We start from the raw sequence: 16,783 nt of genomic DNA on the forward strand, positions 1-16,783 counted from the left end.
AGCATCCGAAAAGTCGGATGTTGGGCTCAGTTCTTTCTGAAGCGATAGAACAGGGCCGGCTCGCTGACCATATACAGGTTGCCCTTGTCGTCCATGGCCACCCCTTCGGCACGCGGAATGGTGTCCCGCAAGCCGTTGAAACCGCCGAGCAAGGTCATGAAGCTGACTTGCTGGCCCTGCTCATCCAGCTCCAGCAGCATGTTGGAATCCGCGGAAAGCGCCAGCAGGTGGCCGGTACGCGGGTCGACGCTCAGCGCCGAGAGGTTGCGCAGGTCCAGTTCATCGTTGGGCAACGGCTGCTTTTCACCCGTGAGCGGGCTGCGACCATCGGTGTTCCAGGTGTAAAGCCTGGGCGGGCGCTCTTCTCCGATGATCAGGCGCTGGCGCAGCGGGTCCCAGGCCACCGCCTCGAAACCCTTGTTGCTCTTCACCGACTGGCCCAGGTCGTGGCTCTGGAAATCATCATGGTTCAACGAGGCGGTCTGTGCATCCACCTTGACCACAGTCAGGTCGTGCAGGCGCTCATCGGTGATTGCCAGGTAGCCGTCTTCCAGCACGGCGACACCTTCCGGGTTGTTCCAGCCGTTGAGCGGGATCTTGCGCAGTACATCGCCGTCCAGGCTCAGTTCGACCAGGATCGGGTTCTTGCCCATGACTGCGAACAGGGTGCGGGTACGCGGGTTGTAGGCCACATCCGAGGCCTCATCGTCGTCCATGCCTGGCAGCGGTTTGGCATCGATGTCGACCTGGTAGTCCGGCAGCCATACGCTTTCGCTGCGCTCGGCGGTGCTTTCGAAGCCTTCCTTGACCCACAGCGCGCCGCGATCATCCCAATGCATGGCCACGGCAACGCCATAGCCGATTACCGCCGCCGCGGCCAGGCCGAAGGGCCAGCGCAGGAAGAAACGACGCTTGGGGGTTGCCGGAGCGCTGGTGGGAGATGGCATGCGGGGGTCCTGGGCAAATGGGCGTAGATTCGCGCATTATCCGGATCAGGTGTGAAAAATCGGTAAACAGGACCGGCCTCTTCGCGGGTAAACCCGCTCCCACAGGGTTCTCCACAGGTTTGAAGCTTGCGATATTCCTGTGGGAGCGGGTTTACCCGCGAAGAAGGCGACGCGGTTTCGAATCAGAGTACCCGGCTTTCGAAGCGGCTCACACCCGGCAGCTCAAGTACCAGTTCGTCACCGACATTGAACGGCCCCACACCCGCCGGGGTGCCAGTCAGGATCACGTCCCCCGCCTGCAGCGAGAAATGGGCGGCCATGTGCTGGATCATCGGCACGATCGGGTTCAGCATCATCGCGCTGTTACCGTCCTGGCGAACTTCGCCGTTTACGGTCAGGCGCACCGGGATGTCGGTCACATCCTCGAAGCTTGCGGCCGACACGAACGGCGGCAGTACACAGGCGCCGTCGAAGCACTTGGCCAGCTCCCATGGCAGGCCCTTTTCCTTCAGTTTGGCCTGCACATCGCGCAGGGTAAGGTCCAACGCTGGGGCGTAACCGGAAATGGCGTCCAGCACCTCTTCCTCGCTCGGATGAGTCGACAGCGGTTTGCCCAGCAACACGGCAATTTCCGCTTCATAGTGCACCGAGCCGCGCTCCACTGGAATCTTGAAGCCGCCCTCGGCCGGCACCACACAGCTGCCCGGCTTGATGAACAGCAGCGGTTCGGTGGGGATCGGGTTGTCCAGCTCCTTGGCATGCTCGGCATAGTTACGGCCGATGCACACCACCTTGCCCAGTGGGAAGTGAATGCGTGTGCCGTCTACGTACTGGTGCTGGTAACTCATGGCCGACTCCTCTGGATACTGCTTTCTATTCAGGTGCGAAGATCTTACCCGGATTCATGATGCCGTTAGGGTCGAACACGGCCTTTATTGCCTTCATGCAGGCGATTTCTTCGGGCGAGCGGCTGTAGCCCAGATAGTCGCGCTTGGTCATGCCCACACCATGCTCGGCGGAAATCGAGCCGTTGTAGCGCTCGACGATCTCGAACACCCACTTGTTGACCTTGGCGCACGAGGCGAAGAAGTCATCCTTGCTCATGTGCTCGGGCTTGAGGATGTTCAGGTGCAGGTTGCCGTCGCCGATGTGGCCGTACCACACCACTTCGTAATCCGGGTAATGTTCGGCCACGATGGCATCTATATCGCGCAGGAACGCTGGCACATTCGATACCGTGACCGAAATGTCGTTCTTGTACGGGGTCCAGTGCGAGATGGTTTCCGACAGGTACTCGCGCAGTTTCCACAAGTTTTTCAGCTGGGTCTCGCTCTGGCTCATCACCCCGTCCAGCACCCAGCCTTGCTCGACGCAGTGCTCGAAGGTGGCCAGGGCTTCGTTGGCCACCTCCTCGGTGCTGGCCTCGAACTCCAGCAGCGCGTAGAACGGGCAGTCGGTATCGAACGGCGCCGGCACATCGCCACGCGCCAGGATTTTGGCCAGGCCCTTGTCGGAAAAGAACTCGAAGGCGGTCAGGTCCAGCTTGCCCTGGAAGGCATGCAGCACCGGCATGATCGAGTCGAAATCCGGGGTCCCCAGCACCATCGCGGTGAGGTTGCGCGGCGCACGGTCCAGACGCATGGTGGCCTCGACCACGAAGCCCAGGGTGCCTTCGGCACCGATGAACAACTGGCGCAGGTCGTAGCCGGTGGCGTTCTTGATCAGCCCCTTGTTCAGCTCCAGCAGCTCACCCTTGCCGGTGACCACCTTGAGCCCGGCCACCCAATTGCGGGTCATGCCGTAGCGAATCACCTTGATCCCGCCGGCATTGGTGCCGATATTGCCGCCAATCTGGCTGGAGCCGCTGGAGGCGAAGTCCACCGGGTAATACAGGCCCTGCTCCTCGGCATAGGCCTGCAACTGGCGGGTAATTACCCCTGGCTGGCAGACCACCGTGCGGTCGAAGGCATTGAAATCGAGGATCTGGTTCATGTAGTCGAAGGCGACCACCACTTCGCCATTGGCCGCCACGGCGCCTGCGGAAAGCCCGGTACGCCCGCCCGACGGCACCAGCGCCACCTTGTGCGTATTGGCCCAGCGTACGATCGCCTGCACCTGCTCCACCGTCTTGGGGAAGACGATGGCGCTGGGAGCCGGTGGATAGTGCTTGGTCCAGTCCTTGCCATAGGCCTCCAGGGAAGCTGTGTCGGTCAGGACCTTGCCAGGGTCGACCAGGGTCATCAGTTCATCAATAACAGCGGGGTGGGTCATCGCTGGAACTCTCGACTTATTCATAGTCACCCTGAGCACTCTTCACCTGTCGGGATAAGCTCAGATTGTGTCGCGTATGCTAGCATAGCCCTCCCGCTGTTCATGCTAAGGCTGCCTTTGCGCCTGGCATCACCCTCGCCATTTTTTCTCCGGGATACAGGTTTACGCAGATGAGCAAGACTTCTCTCGACAAGAGCAAGATCCGGTTCCTTCTTCTTGAAGGTGTGCACCAGAACGCGGTCGATACCCTCAAGGCCGCCGGCTACACCAACATCGAATACCTCACTGGTTCGCTGCCGGAAGCCGAGCTGAAGGAAAAGATCGCTGATGCCCACTTCATCGGCATCCGTTCGCGCACTCAGCTGACCGAAGAGATCTTCGACTGCGCCAAGAAACTGGTCGCCGTTGGCTGCTTCTGCATCGGCACCAACCAGGTCGATCTGGAAGCTGCCCGCGAGCGCGGCATCGCCGTGTTCAACGCGCCATACTCCAACACCCGTTCGGTAGCCGAACTGGTACTGGCCGAAGCCATCCTGCTGCTGCGCGGCATCCCCGAGAAGAACGCTTCCTGCCACCGTGGCGGCTGGATCAAGAGCGCGGCCAACTCCTTCGAAATCCGCGGCAAGAAGCTGGGTATCGTCGGTTACGGCTCGATCGGCACCCAGCTGTCGGTCCTGGCCGAGAACATGGGCATGCAGGTGTATTTCTACGACCCGCTGACCAAGCTGCCACTGGGCAACGCCGTACAGGTCACCAGCCTGCACGAGCTGCTGGGCCTGGCCGACATCGTTTCGCTGCACGTGCCTGAGCTGCCGTCCACCCAGTGGATGATCGGCGAGAAGGAAATCCGCTCGATGAAGAAGGGCGCGATTCTGATCAACGCTGCCCGTGGCACCGTGGTCGAGCTGGACCACCTGGCCGCCGCCATCAAGGACCAGCATCTGATCGGCGCCGCCATCGACGTGTTCCCGGTCGAGCCGCGCTCTAACGACGAGCAGTTCGAAAGCCCGCTGCGTGGCCTGGACAACGTGATCCTGACCCCGCACATCGGTGGTTCCACCGCTGAAGCACAAGCCAACATCGGCCTGGAAGTGGCCGAGAAGCTGGTCAAGTACAGCGACAACGGTACGTCGGTATCCTCGGTCAACTTCCCGGAAGTGGCCCTGCCGGCGCACCCAGGCAAGCACCGCCTGCTGCACATCCACGAAAACATCCCGGGCGTGCTCAGCGAGATCAACAAGGTATTCGCCGAAAACGGCATCAACATCTCCGGTCAGTTCCTGCAGACCAACGAGAAAGTTGGTTATGTGGTGATCGACGTTGACGCCGAGTACTCCGACCTGGCGCAAGAGAAGCTGCAACAGGTCAAGGGCACCATCCGTTCCCGCGTCCTGTTCTAAGTTCGCTGGCGGCATGAAAAAGGGAGGCCCTGGTGGCCTCCCTTTCTTTTGCCTGTGACGTTGGTGCCGCCTGCTTCGCGGGTTTACCCGCGAAGAACCCAACACCTATTTAACGTCGACGGTGATCTTCTGCGACACGACGCTCGGCTTGAACGGCACGTGATACTGGTCACCGAGCACCAGCTGCAGGGTGTGCTTGCCAGGGGTCAGGGTAATGCTGGTTTCGGTCTGCGCCTTGCCGAAGTGCAGCACTTGCGGGCCATCCGGCAGTGCAGTGCCGGCCTGTGGCATCAGGCTAGATGGCAGCGGCATGTCGGCCACCGGCTCTTTATCCACGTCCACCAGCAGGTGGTGGTGCCCGGTGTGCGGGGTGCTGTCGCCCGCAGGCTTGAGCGCCATGCCCTCGATGCCGAACTTGACGGTGAAGGTCCTGTCGACCGTAGCGCCATCGGCGGGGGAAACGATGAAGACCTTGGCATCCTTGGGCGGCTCCTGGCTTTTCAGGGCATCTGCGGCACTTGCGAACATTGACGCTCCCATCAACAGACCAGCAACGGCAGCACGCGAAAATAGGCTGTTCATTCACTTCTCCTGTGATTCACTTATTGACCGCCGCCAGTATTCCAGTGGCGGCGGTGGTTCACCTTAGTTGATATGTGCGCCCAGATGTTCACATCCTGAGGCAGAAATATTTCAATCAGGGTTAAACAAGGCCGAGGCTTCAAGGTCATAGGCTGCGCTCGACCACGGCGAGGAAGAAAGCCGTGGCGAAGGTTATTCAAATGCCAAAGAGAAAGGGGCTTTCATGCGTTCGACCATAGGAGTAATGCTGGCGGTACTGATCACGCCATTGGCTCAGGCCGAGCTGATAGACGAAATTGCCGACCGGGGCGAACTGCGCATTGCCGTACAGGTCGACAACTCGCCGTACGCATTCAAGGAAAACGACCACCTGAGCGGCTTCGAGATCGACTTCGGCCAGGCGCTGGCCAAGGAACTGGACCTGCGCGCCGAATTTATCGAAGCGCCCGCGGCAGAGGTGCTGCCGGGTGTCGAGACCGGCAAGTACGACATCGCACTGACCCCGTCGAGCGAATCGCCCAAGAATGACGGCCCGCTCGATGTGAGCCTGCCGTTTGGCGAGAAGCAGCTGGTGATCCCGTTCCAGAAGGACAACCCGGCGTTCGAGAGTGCGGTGAACAATGCACTGCAACGGCTCAAGGACAGCGGGCGGACTGCCGAACTTGAGCAGAAGTGGTTCAAGGGTGTACCTGAGACTGCGGACGGGCAGTAAGTTCTTTATTGCCTGTACTGGCCTCTTCGCGGGCACGCCCGCTCCCACAGGTTAATCACAGGCCCGGGAGCGGGTGCTATCCCTGTGGGAGCGGGCGAGCCCGCGAAGAGGCCAGTACAGGTTCAAGCAGAAAACTCAATCAGAGCCTGCTGTGCCTCGTCCAGCTCCAGCTCGCTGAACACCAGCACCCCCGCCCGCCGCAGCAATGCCGTGGTCACCCCTTCCCCGGCCACCTTCACACCACTGAACGTGCCGTCATAGGTCAACCGGTTGCCGCACGAAGGGCTCCCAGCCTTCAGCACGGCCACACGAATGCCATGACGGCGCACCAGCTCCAGCGCCCGCTGCGCCCCGGCCAGGAACTCGGTGCTGACATCCTCGCCCGTAACCGTCAGTACCCGCGCGCCACCGTCGAGCACCTCCCCACCCTGCCCGCCCGGTATCTCTGCCGGCGGCCGTGGGGTCGGCAAGCCACCCGCCACTTCCGGGCACAACGGCACCACGCGCCCTTCGGCCTGCCAGCGCTGCAACAGGTCGGGGTGGCCGCTGGCGCGGCCGTCATAGCGCACCGGCTGCCCCAGCAGGCAGGCGCTGACCAGCACCTTGGGCAGGTCAGAACAGGTCATTGCCACGGCGCCGGAACCAGCCGGTCAACGAAAGCCGCTCACGCCCTGCCGGCAGCACCTCATGGGGTACCTCGCCCGACAGGAACACTACCAGGCAGCCCGCCACCGGCTCGACATCATGCTCGACACCGTCCACCAGAAACATGCGCAACTGGCCACCATCCTGCGGCTGCCAGTCTTCATTCAAGTACAGTACTGCCGACACCATGCGCCGGTCATCGTCGCGGAAACGGTCAAGGTGCCGGCGATAGAACGCCCCCGGCGGGTACAGGGCAAAATGGCACTCGAAGTCTTCCAGGCCCAGGAACAGGCCCTGGTTGATGGCCTGGCGCAACTGGTCCATAGCGGCCAGGTATTGGTCGCAGGCCTCGGCCTGGCCGGGATCGATCCACTGGATCTGGTCGCCGCGAATTGCCTCGCGCACCTCCTGCGCAGCACCGCGCCCAACCCCCGCGGGGTTGAGCTCGCCTTCGGCATCACGGCGCCGGCACTCGGCCGCCAGCGCGCGCACCAGGTCGGCAGGCAGAAAAAGCGCCTGCTGGGACCAGCCATGGGTGGCCAGATCGTCGACGACGGCCGCAAGTATCGGGTGTTCAGGGGAGATGTGCATGGCGCGCATCATATCCATTAGCCCTGCCGGCGCACAGCGCCACTTGGCCGAGAAGCACGCGGATATCTCGACAAACCGGCGCCCGGCCACGGACAATAGCCACCTGCCGACAGGAGTCCTGAATGCGCCGTCTGTTTTCCCTGATTCTGCTGATGATCTGCACCGTGCCTGTCTGGGCAGACAACCTGGATCAACTGTACAAGGCCGCCGGCTGGCCCGACCAGCGCGCCCATTTCAATGATGCCCTGACCGCCGCCCAGGAACGCTACCGCAACAGTTTGCCACCCGCCGTGTACCAGGCGCTGGTCAACAACAGCAACCAGCGTTTCCAGGCCCAGGCGGTGGACCGTCGCGCCCAGGCGCAACTGCGCGCAACCTTGGCCAACCCGGCACCGGCGCTGGCCTTCTTCAAGTCGCCGCTGGGGCGCAAGGTGGTGGCTGCGGAGCTCAAGGCCACACGCAAGGACGAATTGGCCAGGAATGCCAAGGGTTTGCCAAAGATCCAGGCCAGCGATGATCGCCTGCTGATAATCGGCCACCTGGCCCAAGCCCTGCCGGCGCGCGAAGCCGGCGCCGAAGTGAGCCTGGCCATCGCCGGCGTGGCGGCCGACAGCCTCAGCTCGATGATCCCCGGCCTGTTCGGCGGCGGCCAGGCCCAAGGCCTGCTCGACGGCCAGCGCCAGCGTCTGATGAGCCAGATTGGCGAAGACCTCAACAACACCCTGCTGTATGTCTACCGCGACCTGACTGACGCCGAACTGGAAGAGTTCGCTACCTTTGCCGAGTCGCCAGACGGCAAGGCTTACTACCAGGCCGCCCTGGCCGCCGTTCGCGCAGGCCTGGCGGTTGGCCAGAGCAGCAGCGACCTGAAGTGATCAGCCCAGGCGCTGGTCGATGAAGTCGAAGTAGCGCTGGCGAATGCCCGGTAACTCGTTGGCCAGGTGGTGACGGGCCTCGGGCAGCATCAAGATCTGCGGCTCTGCAAACTTGGCCTTGAGCACTTCGAGGTTGTAGGGCCAATCCACTGTGCCATCCGCCTCTCCTTGCACGATCAACGGCCGCCGCGTGCTGCGCGGAGCGGCCTCGATGCGTTTGACCCAGTCAATCAAGGCGCCCACCCAGGCCGTTGGCAGGCGGCGCGGTTGCAGCGGGTCGGCTTCGAGGAACGGCAGGAAGCTCGGGTCATTGGTGTTCTCGCTGAAGCGCCGCTCGATGCCATTCACGAAGTGACGCAACACACGATAGCTCAGCTTTGACCAGCGCCAGGCACAAGGCCGCACCAGCGGCGCCAACAGGATGACCTGACCATCGATGGGGCTGCGCGCGCCTTGGTACAGCAGGTGGTCCACGGCGATGGCGCCACCGGTGCTTTGCCCGCAAAGGTGCCAGGGGCGCGGCAGCTGCAGCGTGAGCGCCTGCTCGAACAAAGCTTCCAACACCTGCTGATACACCGCGAAATCACTGATGCTGGCCCGCTCGCCGCTGGACAGGCCATGGCCGGGCAGGTCGCAACTGATCACGGCGAAACCCTGTTTGAGCGCCCAATCGATCACATGCCGGTAGAGGCCCATATGGTCGTAATAGCCGTGCAACAGGAACAGCGTCGCGCTCGGCTGCTCGGGTAGCCAGGCCTGCCCGACCAGCTCGAAGCCTGCGGCCTGGAAGCCGCCCAGCCAGCTGTGGGCCGACAGGCTCAAGCCGTAGAAGCGCTGGTAGTCCTGCGCCTGCGCCGACAACGGCTGGCGAGCGGTCAACGGCGCCAGGCTGGTGCGCAGGAGGTCGGGGTTAAAGGCAGCGGGCATCGGGTACATCCACAGTGAAGCAAGTATTGATCTGGGATATTCAGCTCTGGCTGGCGTCGTGGCAAGCTTGGACTATGTGTCACCTGTACCGGCCCTATCGCCGGCAAGCCAGCTCCCACAGGTTACCGGCCTCAGGCCTGGTGATATCCTGTGGGAGCTGGCTTGCCGGCGATAGGGCCAGTGGACCCACCACAAGAAACCCACAGACATCCATGCCGACCCGCCTTGCCAAACCAGTCCTGATCGCCCTCGCCTTGCTGCTCTGCACCACTTTGGTCTGGCAGGCCTACACCGCCTTCCAGGCCCGCTACCTGCGCCCGTTCGACAACCAGGCCACGCTGTTCGACGGCAGCCAGCTGCAGTTGCCCCCCGAACTGGCCGGCCCCGGCCCGATCCGGGTAGTACATTTCTGGGACCCGGCCTGCCCGTGCAACGTCGGCAACCAGCAGCACCTGGGCGACCTGGTCAGCCAGTTCGCCAGCCAGGGTGTGACCTTCCACGTGCTGCAAAAGCCCGACAGCCACGGCCAGTTGCCCGCCAACCTCACCGCCCTCAAGCCACTCGCCAGCGTGCCCGGCAGCGAAAACCTGCCCGCCTCCCCGGCCGTGGCCATCTGGGACCGGCAAGGTAACCTGGCCTACTTCGGCCCCTACAGTGAAGGCGCGGTGTGCAACGCCAGCAACAGCTTTATCGAGCCGATCCTCAAGGCGCTACTCGACGACCGCCAGGTGAGTGCCTCCAATACCCTGGCGGTGGGCTGCTACTGCCCTTGGGCCGGCTGACGCACCCGCGCAGGGTTGCCCACCACCACCGCACCAGCCGGTACGTCACGGGTAACGACACTACCGGCACCCACCACGGCGTTGTCGCCAATGGTCACCCCCGGCAGGATGATCGCCGCGCCGCCGATCCACACGTTGTTGCCGATAGTCACCGGCCGGCCACTCTCCAGCCCTGTGCGGCGCACCTCGGGGTCGAGCGGGTGGTCAGCGGTATAGATCTGCACGTTGGGGCCGATCTGGCAGTCGTCACCGATACGCACCGGCAGCACGTCGAGGATCACGCAGCTGAAATTCATGAAGGTATTGCGGCCGACGCTGATGTTGTAGCCATAGTCGCAATAGAACGGCGGGCGGATCACCGCGCCTTCGCCGACCTGGCCAAAGTGCTCTACCAAAAGCCCATGACGTGCGTCGTTGAGCAATTCGACACTGCTGTTGTAGCGGTGCATCCAGTGCTTGTTGGCGATCTGCTCGGCCTGCAGCTCGGGGCAGCCAGCGTGGTAGAGCTGGCCTGCAAGCATTTTCTGTTTTTCGCTGAGGGACATGGAAACTCCTTCCTGGGGCTATGCTCTGTTCGCGAATCCGCCGATCATCGGACCACATTTTTCTCTTGAACGCACAAGGAGCCTGCATGAAGCGCAGCCTGACCCTGTTGGCCGTGGTGGTTGCCGTGGCCGCCGGCGCCGGATACTGGTACGTGCAGGGCAAGCTGCCGCAACGCGAGGGCGAGGTGGCGATCGCCGGCCTGCAGGCGCCGGTCAGCGTGCGCTACGACGCCCGCGGCGTACCGCACCTGCAGGCGCAGAGCGAACAGGACCTGTACCGCGCCCTCGGTTATGTGCATGCCCAGGACCGGCTGTTCCAGATGGAGATCCTGCGCCGCCTGGCACGGGGTGAGCTGGCCGAGGTGCTGGGCGACAAGCTGCTGCCCACCGACACCCTGTTCCGCAGCCTGCGTATTCGCGAACAGGCAGCGCTGATGGCCAAGCGTCAGGACCGGCAATCACCCGCCTGGCAAGCCCTGCAAGCCTACCTCGACGGGGTGAACAGCTGGCAGGCCAGCCACCCCAAGCCCATGGAATTCGACCTGCTTGGCATCACCCCGCGTCCGTTCAGCCCCGAAGACACCCTGAGCATCGCCGGCTACCTAGCCTACAGTTTTGCCGCCGCGTTTCGCACCGAGCCCGCGCTGACCTACATCCGCGACCAGCTGGGCCCGGAGTACCTGAAGATCTTCGATCTCGCCTGGCGGCCCGAGGGCGCCCTGAGTACACCGCTGGCCGCTGCCGACTGGCAAAGCCTGGAGGCGCTCGCCCGCCTCAGCCATGACGCGCTGGGCGATGCGGGCATCCCGCAATTCGAAGGCAGCAACGCCTGGGCCGTGGCCGGCAGCCGCACCCGCAGCGGCAAGCCGCTGCTGGCCGGTGACCCGCACATTGGTTTCGCAGTGCCAGCTGTGTGGTACGAGGCCGAGCTGTCGGCGCCGGGCTTCAACCTGTATGGCTACTTCCAGGCTCTCAACCCGTTCGCCCTGCTCGGCCACAACCGCGACTTCGGCTGGAGCCTGACCATGTTCCAGAACGACGACGTCGACCTGATCGCCGAACGCACCAACCCGGCCGACGCCAACCAGGTGATGGTCGATGGCAAATGGCAGGCGCTGGAAAAGACCGAGCAACAGATTGCCGTCAAAGGCGAAGCACCGGTCACCCTCAGCCTGCGTCGCTCGCCCCATGGCCCGATCGTCAACGACGTGCTGGGCGCCACTGCCGGGCCCACGCCAATCGCCATGTGGTGGGCGTTCCTGGAAACCGAAAACCCGATCCTCGACGGTTTCTACCAGCTCAACCGCGCCGATACCCTGGGCAAGATGCGCGAGGCCGCGGCCAAGGTGCATGCGCCAGGGCTTAACCTGGTGTGGGCCAATGCCCGTGGCGATATCGGCTGGTGGGCGGCGGCGCAGTTGCCGATCCGCCCCGACGGCGTCGACCCCGCGTTCATCCTTGACGGTGCAAGTGCGCAGGCCGACAAGCTCGGCTTCTATCCCTTCAGCGTCAACCCACAGCAGGAGAACCCGCCGCGCGGCTACATTGTCTCGGCCAACTACCAGCCTCCGGCGGCGGTGCCGATCCCCGGTTACTACAACCTGCCGGACCGAGGTCGCCAGCTCGATCGCCACCTGGCCAACCCCGCGGTGAAGTGGGATACCCAAAACAGCCAGGCGCTGCAGCTGGACACCGCCAGCGACCATGGCCCGCGCACCCTTGCACCATTGCTGGCAACGCTGCGCGCAGTAGCCGAAGGTGACGAAGAGAAGGAACTGGTCGAGCAACTGGCAGCCTGGAGCGGCGACTACCCGCTCGACTCGACAAGTGCCACGTTGTTCAACCAGTTCCTCTATGAGCTGGCATTCGCGGCCTTGCATGACGAGCTGGGCGACACTTGGTTCCCGGTGCTGATCAGCACCCGCGCCATCGACGCCGCCCTGCCGCGCCTGGCAGCGGATGCCGATTCGCCGTGGTGGAACACCCGCGGAACCAACCAGCGCACCGATCGAACCGCCGTGGTGCGCACGGCGTGGCAGAACAGCTTGAAGCACCTGCGCAAGACCCTGGGGAATGATCCTGCCAGCTGGCAGTGGGGCAAGGCCCATACCCTGACCCACAACCACCCGCTGGGGGTCAAAAAGCCGCTGAACCTGCTGTTCAACGTTGGCCCGTTCGCCGCACCGGGCACTCATGAAGTGCCGAACAACCTATCTGCGAAGATCGGCCCGGCGCCATGGCCGGTGACCTATGGGCCGTCGACGCGGCGGCTGGTCGACTTTGCCGATGCCGGGCAGGCGCTAACCACCAACCCGGTCGGCCAGAGTGGCGTGCCGTTCGACAGGCATTTTGCGGATCAGGCCGAAGGGTACGTGCAGGGGCAGTACCAGAAGGCGCAGATGGGGGTGATTCCGGCGCAGAGTACGTTGCGTCTGGTGCCAGCCAAGTAAAAGGCTGCTCCTGCAAGAGACCGCGATCCTGGTAGGAGCAGCCTTGTGCTGCGAATGGGCCGCAAAGCGGCCCCCGACAATTTCGAATACCTCACAGCACTCACAGCCGAGACCCATTCCATGCAAAGACACTTCATCGAAATCGACGGCGCCCGCATGAGCTACATCGACCAGGGCCAGGGCTTTCCGGTCGTGCTCGGCCACAGCTACCTGTGGTCCGCCGAGATGTGGCAGCCACAAATCGAAGCCTTGTCAGCACACTTCCGCGTCATCGTCCCCGAGCTGTGGGGCCACGGCGTCTCAGATGCTCCGCCTGCCACGACCATCGACATGAGCGCTCTGGCCCGCCAGCATCTGGCACTGCTGGACGCCCTGGACATTGGCAAATGCCATTTGGTCGGCCTGTCGGTCGGCGGCATGTGGGGCGCGCAACTGGCCCTGGAACACCCTGAGCGGGTAGACCGCCTGGTGCTGATGGACACGTACCTCGGTGCCGAGCCGGAGGCGACCCGGCTCAAGTACTTCGGCCTGCTTGACGCCGCCAGTGCTGCAGGGCTGTTCCCGGAGCCATTGCTGGACATCGTCGTACCGATCTTCTTCCATGCAGGCGGGCAGACTGTGCCGCAAGTGCGCGAAGGCTTCCGCGCAGCATTGAAGGCGAGCAGTGCCGAGGTGATTCGGCACAGTCTCGACCCGATGGGGCGAGTGATCTTTGGCCGGCCAGACTTGCTGTCGCGACTGGGAGAACTGGTAAGTGAGCGGACCATCGTGATCTGCGGCGACCAGGACATTCCACGGCCGCCGGAAGAGTCCAATGAAATGGCGCGGATCATTGGCTGCCTGGCGGCGCAGATTCCGTTTGCGGGGCATATCTCCAGCCTGGAGAACCCGCGGGTGGTGAATGAATTCCTGTTGAACTGGCTGCCGCGCAACCAGTGATATTGCCGGGGGCTGCCTTGCAGCCCTTGTGGGAGCGGGTTCACCCGCGAAGCAGGCAACTCGGTGCATGGCACCGGCTTAGCCGGTGTTCGCGGGTGAACCCGCTCCCACAATGGCCCCATTTACCCGACTAACCTTGCCACTTGCCCCCTTCCACAATCACGCTTTCCGGCTTGGTGTCATCGCTCAGTTCCTTGCGCACATACTGGTCATACAGCTTCAGCAGAAACTTCTCCTCCCCCAGCTTGGCCAGCTCGGCATTCACCCAGTCACGCAGTTCGGTGTTGCCCTTCTTCACCGCCGGTGCAATCGGGGCTTCTTCACCCAGCAGCTCAGGCAACACGCGGTACCCCGGGTTCTGCTTGGCCCAGCTGAACAGAATCAGGTTGTCCTGCGCATAAGCATCGCCACGCCCGGCGGCCAGCGCCTGCAACGACTCGCTGTTCTTTTCGAACTTGAGCAGTTTCCAGTCCGGGTGGTTCTTGGTCAGCCAGATATCAGCGGTGGTGCCGGTGGTGACGATGATGGTCTTGTCGGCCAGGTCGTCGAGCTTCTGCACCGGGCTGCCATCCGCGACGATTGCCTGCACGGCAACGCGCAGGTTGGGGTTGGTGAAGTCCACCGCTTCCTTGCGCTCCGGGGTCACGGTCATGTTGGCGAGAATCAGGTCGACCTTGTCGCTCTGCAGGAACGGGATACGGCTGGCCGGCTCCACGGCAACGAACTCGACCTTGTTTTCATCACCCAGCAGGTCCTTGGCCAGGCGCCGGCCGATATCGGTGTCAAAGCCCACGTAGCGGCCCTGCTCATCGACGAAACCGAACGGTGGCTTGTCGGTGAACACGCCGACAATCAGCTTGTCGCGGGCCTTGATGGTTTCCAGGTAGCTGGTGGCCGGCGAGGCCGCCGCCGGCTTGGGTGGCTCTTCAGCCTTGTTGCAGCCGGCCAGCAGGGCCAGGCCGAACAACGGCGCCAGCAGTTTGGTGAGGTTGGCAGTTTTCATGACAGTTCCTTGTGCAGTGTCTTCGGCAGGCTTTCTACGAAGGAGAATTTCTCCAGGAACTGCTGCGCGCGTGCGGTCCGCGGTCGTGTCAAGAAGCTCTCGGGGTCGCCCTGTTCAAGGATCCTGCCGGCCTCCATGAACACGATGCGGTCGGCCACCGCGCGAGCGAAGGCCATTTCGTGGGTAACGATGAGCAAGGTCATGCCGTCGCGTGCCAGGCCCTGGATCACCTGTAGCACCTCCTTGACCATTTCTGGGTCGAGGGCCGCGGTAACCTCGTCGAACAGCATCACCTCGGGGTTCATGCACAGCGAACGCACGATGGCTATGCGCTGCTGCTGGCCCCCGGACAGTTGCCGGGGAAAGGCGTCGCGTTTGTCCAGCAGGCCGACCCGCGCCAGCAGCGCCTCGGCCTGGGCCTGGGCTTCGGCGCGCTCGCGCCTTTGTACCTTGAGCGGGCCAAGCAGCAGGTTGTCGATCACGCTCATGTGACCGAACAGGTGATAGCTCTGGAACACCATGCCGACCCGCTGGCGGACTTCGCGCCAATCGGTACGCGGGTCGAGCAGCTCCTGCCCGGCCAGGCGCAGGTGGCCGCCGTGGGCCTGCTCCAGGCCGTTGAGGCAGCGCAGCAGCGTGCTTTTGCCACAGCCGCTGGGGCCGAGAATGACCACCACCTCGCCGGCCGCCACCTGGAGGTCGACGTCCTTGAGCACCTGGTGCTCGCCAAAGAACTTGTTGAAACCCTGGAATTCGATCAATGCGCTCATGAGTGGGCCCAGCGGCGTTCCAGCACGCGTGAAGCGGCGGACAGCGGATAGCAGACGATGAAGAAGAACAGGAACAAGGCGCCGTAGATCAGCACCGACTCGTAGGTGCGTTCGATGATCTGCTGGCCGGCCTTGATCACCTCGACCACGCCGATCAGCACCGCCAGCGAGCTGGTCTTGATGATCCGCGTGTAGATGTTGATGGTTGGCGGGGTCATGCGCTTGAGCGCCTGGGGCAACAGCACGTAGCCGTACAGCTGCCAGCCTGCCAGACCGATCGACAACCCCGCCTCGCGCTGGCCGCGCGGCAGCGAGTGCAATGCGCCACGCACCACCTCGCCCACCTCGCTGGCGCCCCACAGGCTCAGCACCAGCACCGCGCACCAGAAGCTGGGAATGCTCACGGCCAGAAAGATCGGCAGGCCGAAGAACGCCAGATAAAGCCAGACCAGCACCGGTATGGCACGGAACAGCTCCAGGTACACTTGCAAGGCAATGTTCAGGGTACGGTTGCCCAAGGTTGCCAGCACACCATAGAGCACACCGCCCAGCGTCGCGAAGAGGATGCCCAGCGCAGAAATGGCCAGGGTCTGCACCGCGCCGCCAGCCAGTTGCGGCAATGCCTGCAGCAGCAGTTCAGACGCCGAACTGGCCATGTTGCAGCCTCCTTTCGATATAGCGCAGCAGCAACGACAGCGGCAGGAACAGCAGCACACATAGCAAGGTCAGCACGGTGAGCATTTCATAGGTCTTGTAATACAGCGCGATGTAGTTCTTGGTGGTGTAGAGAATTTCCGGCACGGCCACCGCCGAAACCACGGTGGTTTCCTTGAGCAGGAAGATGAAGTTGGCGAACAGTGCCGGCAGGCTGAGGATGCCGGCCTGGGGCAGCACCACATGACGCAGCAACTGGCCTTCGGACAGGCCGATGGAGCGCCCGGACTCCAGCTGGGCACGGGGCACGGCCTCGATGCCGGCGCGCAGCACTTCGGTCAGGTAGGCACCGCCCATGAAAGTCATGGTGATGATTGCCGCGGCAAAGCCGGAAATCTTCAGGCCCAGGCTGGGCAAGGCGAAGTAGACGAAGAACAACTGGATCAGCAGCGGCGTGTTGCGCGCCAGCTCCACGTAGGCTTTTACCAGGCGCCACAGGTACGGGGTGCGCAATACCAGCAGTGTGGCGTTGACCAGGGCGACCAGCAGCGAGGTGGCGATGGCGATCAGGCCGACCTGCAGGGTCACGCCCACTGCCTTGAGGAAGGCGGGCAGTGTGCCGAGGATGAATGCGGTGTCGAGGGTCATGGGTAAAGCAGGTCTGCAGGGTGCGCGTGGGCACGATAGATA

At 63.2% G+C, this 16,783-nt stretch carries 18 protein-coding genes; 6 read left to right on the forward strand and 12 right to left on the reverse strand.

Annotated elements, in window-relative coordinates:
* Nucleotides 1–26: 26 nt before the first annotated feature.
* The 3 genes from V3314_RS02460 to V3314_RS02470 all read right to left on the reverse strand — a co-directional run bounded on the left by V3314_RS02460 (nt 27) and on the right by V3314_RS02470 (nt 3,218).
* Complete coding sequence (locus tag V3314_RS02460) at nt 27–947, reverse strand: SdiA-regulated domain-containing protein (RefSeq protein WP_085601850.1); 921 nt, start codon at nt 945–947, stop codon at nt 27–29.
* 182 nt (nt 948–1,129) lie between these two features.
* Nucleotides 1,130–1,795: a fumarylacetoacetate hydrolase family protein gene (locus V3314_RS02465; RefSeq protein ID WP_039615006.1), complete on the reverse strand. Its 666-nt coding sequence runs from the start codon at nt 1,793–1,795 to the stop codon at nt 1,130–1,132.
* A 25-nt stretch (nt 1,796–1,820) separates the two neighbouring features.
* Nucleotides 1,821–3,218, reverse strand: a complete 1,398-nt coding sequence (locus V3314_RS02470; protein ID WP_338459901.1) for an FAD-binding oxidoreductase — start codon at nt 3,216–3,218, stop codon at nt 1,821–1,823.
* A gap of 170 nt (nt 3,219–3,388) precedes the next feature.
* On the opposite strand from V3314_RS02470, the gene serA reads away from it, so the two are divergent.
* Nucleotides 3,389–4,618: a phosphoglycerate dehydrogenase gene (gene serA, locus V3314_RS02475; protein WP_046613587.1), complete on the forward strand. Its 1,230-nt coding sequence runs from the start codon at nt 3,389–3,391 to the stop codon at nt 4,616–4,618.
* A gap of 105 nt (nt 4,619–4,723) precedes the next feature.
* Here serA and V3314_RS02480 read toward each other — a convergent pair whose 3' ends face one another.
* On the reverse strand, nt 4,724–5,200 hold the full coding sequence (locus tag V3314_RS02480) for a DUF4399 domain-containing protein (RefSeq protein ID WP_046613588.1): 477 nt from the start codon (nt 5,198–5,200) through the stop codon (nt 4,724–4,726).
* Nucleotides 5,201–5,423: 223 nt separating this feature from the next.
* On the opposite strand from V3314_RS02480, the gene V3314_RS02485 reads away from it, so the two are divergent.
* Nucleotides 5,424–5,912, forward strand: coding sequence for a transporter substrate-binding domain-containing protein (locus V3314_RS02485; protein WP_046613589.1), 489 nt, complete (start codon nt 5,424–5,426; stop codon nt 5,910–5,912).
* Between the two features lie 122 nt (nt 5,913–6,034).
* Here the strand turns inward: V3314_RS02485 and V3314_RS02490 are convergent, their stop codons facing one another.
* Nucleotides 6,035–6,538 carry a DUF523 domain-containing protein gene (locus V3314_RS02490; protein ID WP_046613590.1) on the reverse strand — a complete coding sequence of 168 codons (504 nt, stop codon included), beginning with the start codon at nt 6,536–6,538 and terminating at the stop codon, nt 6,035–6,037.
* A complete protein-coding gene (locus V3314_RS02495) occupies nt 6,525–7,157 on the reverse strand; it encodes a 2OG-Fe(II) oxygenase (protein ID WP_046613729.1) in 633 nt (210 codons plus the stop codon). The genes V3314_RS02490 and V3314_RS02495 overlap by 14 nt, the downstream gene beginning before the upstream one ends.
* 113 nt (nt 7,158–7,270) lie before the next feature.
* On the opposite strand from V3314_RS02495, the gene V3314_RS02500 reads away from it, so the two are divergent.
* Nucleotides 7,271–8,023, forward strand: coding sequence for a DUF2059 domain-containing protein (locus tag V3314_RS02500; RefSeq protein ID WP_153671407.1), 753 nt, complete (start codon nt 7,271–7,273; stop codon nt 8,021–8,023).
* On the opposite strand, the gene V3314_RS02505 is transcribed toward V3314_RS02500, so the two are convergent.
* The gene (locus V3314_RS02505) at nt 8,024–8,950 is read right to left on the reverse strand and encodes an alpha/beta hydrolase (protein WP_135002122.1); all 927 of its coding nucleotides are present in this window, start codon (nt 8,948–8,950) and stop codon (nt 8,024–8,026) included.
* Between the two features lie 212 nt (nt 8,951–9,162).
* Here V3314_RS02505 and V3314_RS02510 point away from each other — a divergent pair, with 212 nt between their 5' ends.
* Nucleotides 9,163–9,732 carry a DUF6436 domain-containing protein gene (locus tag V3314_RS02510; protein WP_046613593.1) on the forward strand — a complete coding sequence of 190 codons (570 nt, stop codon included), beginning with the start codon at nt 9,163–9,165 and terminating at the stop codon, nt 9,730–9,732.
* Here the strand turns inward: V3314_RS02510 and V3314_RS02515 are convergent.
* Complete coding sequence (locus V3314_RS02515; RefSeq protein WP_046613594.1) at nt 9,711–10,277, reverse strand: sugar O-acetyltransferase; 567 nt, start codon at nt 10,275–10,277, stop codon at nt 9,711–9,713. The two genes, V3314_RS02510 and V3314_RS02515, sit on opposite strands and share 22 nt — an antisense overlap.
* A gap of 86 nt (nt 10,278–10,363) precedes the next feature.
* Between V3314_RS02515 and V3314_RS02520 the strand changes: the two genes are divergently transcribed.
* Entirely contained in the window at nt 10,364–12,727 is a 2,364-nt protein-coding gene (locus V3314_RS02520; RefSeq protein WP_046613595.1) for a penicillin acylase family protein, read from the forward strand.
* A 120-nt stretch (nt 12,728–12,847) separates the two neighbouring features.
* Entirely contained in the window at nt 12,848–13,666 is an 819-nt protein-coding gene (locus V3314_RS02525) for an alpha/beta hydrolase (RefSeq protein WP_046613730.1), read from the forward strand.
* A 130-nt stretch (nt 13,667–13,796) separates the two neighbouring features.
* Here V3314_RS02525 and V3314_RS02530 read toward each other — a convergent pair whose 3' ends face one another.
* The 4 genes from V3314_RS02530 to V3314_RS02545 are packed head-to-tail and all read right to left on the reverse strand — an operon-like array spanning nt 13,797 to nt 16,741.
* Nucleotides 13,797–14,669 carry a transporter substrate-binding domain-containing protein gene (locus tag V3314_RS02530; RefSeq protein ID WP_046613596.1) on the reverse strand — a complete coding sequence of 291 codons (873 nt, stop codon included), beginning with the start codon at nt 14,667–14,669 and terminating at the stop codon, nt 13,797–13,799.
* Entirely contained in the window at nt 14,666–15,439 is a 774-nt protein-coding gene (locus V3314_RS02535) for an amino acid ABC transporter ATP-binding protein (RefSeq protein ID WP_338459902.1), read from the reverse strand. The genes V3314_RS02530 and V3314_RS02535 overlap by 4 nt, the downstream gene beginning before the upstream one ends.
* A complete protein-coding gene (locus V3314_RS02540) occupies nt 15,436–16,095 on the reverse strand; it encodes an amino acid ABC transporter permease (protein ID WP_338459903.1) in 660 nt (219 codons plus the stop codon). Before V3314_RS02540 ends, V3314_RS02535 begins: the two co-directional genes overlap by 4 nt.
* Complete coding sequence (locus tag V3314_RS02545) at nt 16,076–16,741, reverse strand: amino acid ABC transporter permease (protein WP_135002117.1); 666 nt, start codon at nt 16,739–16,741, stop codon at nt 16,076–16,078. Before V3314_RS02545 ends, V3314_RS02540 begins: the two co-directional genes overlap by 20 nt.
* Nucleotides 16,742–16,783: the final 42 nt, after the last annotated feature.

It is taken from the genome of Pseudomonas sp. TE3-3-F2023 (genome assembly GCF_036784815.1).
Taxonomy (GTDB): domain Bacteria; phylum Pseudomonadota; class Gammaproteobacteria; order Pseudomonadales; family Pseudomonadaceae; genus Aquipseudomonas; species Aquipseudomonas pudica.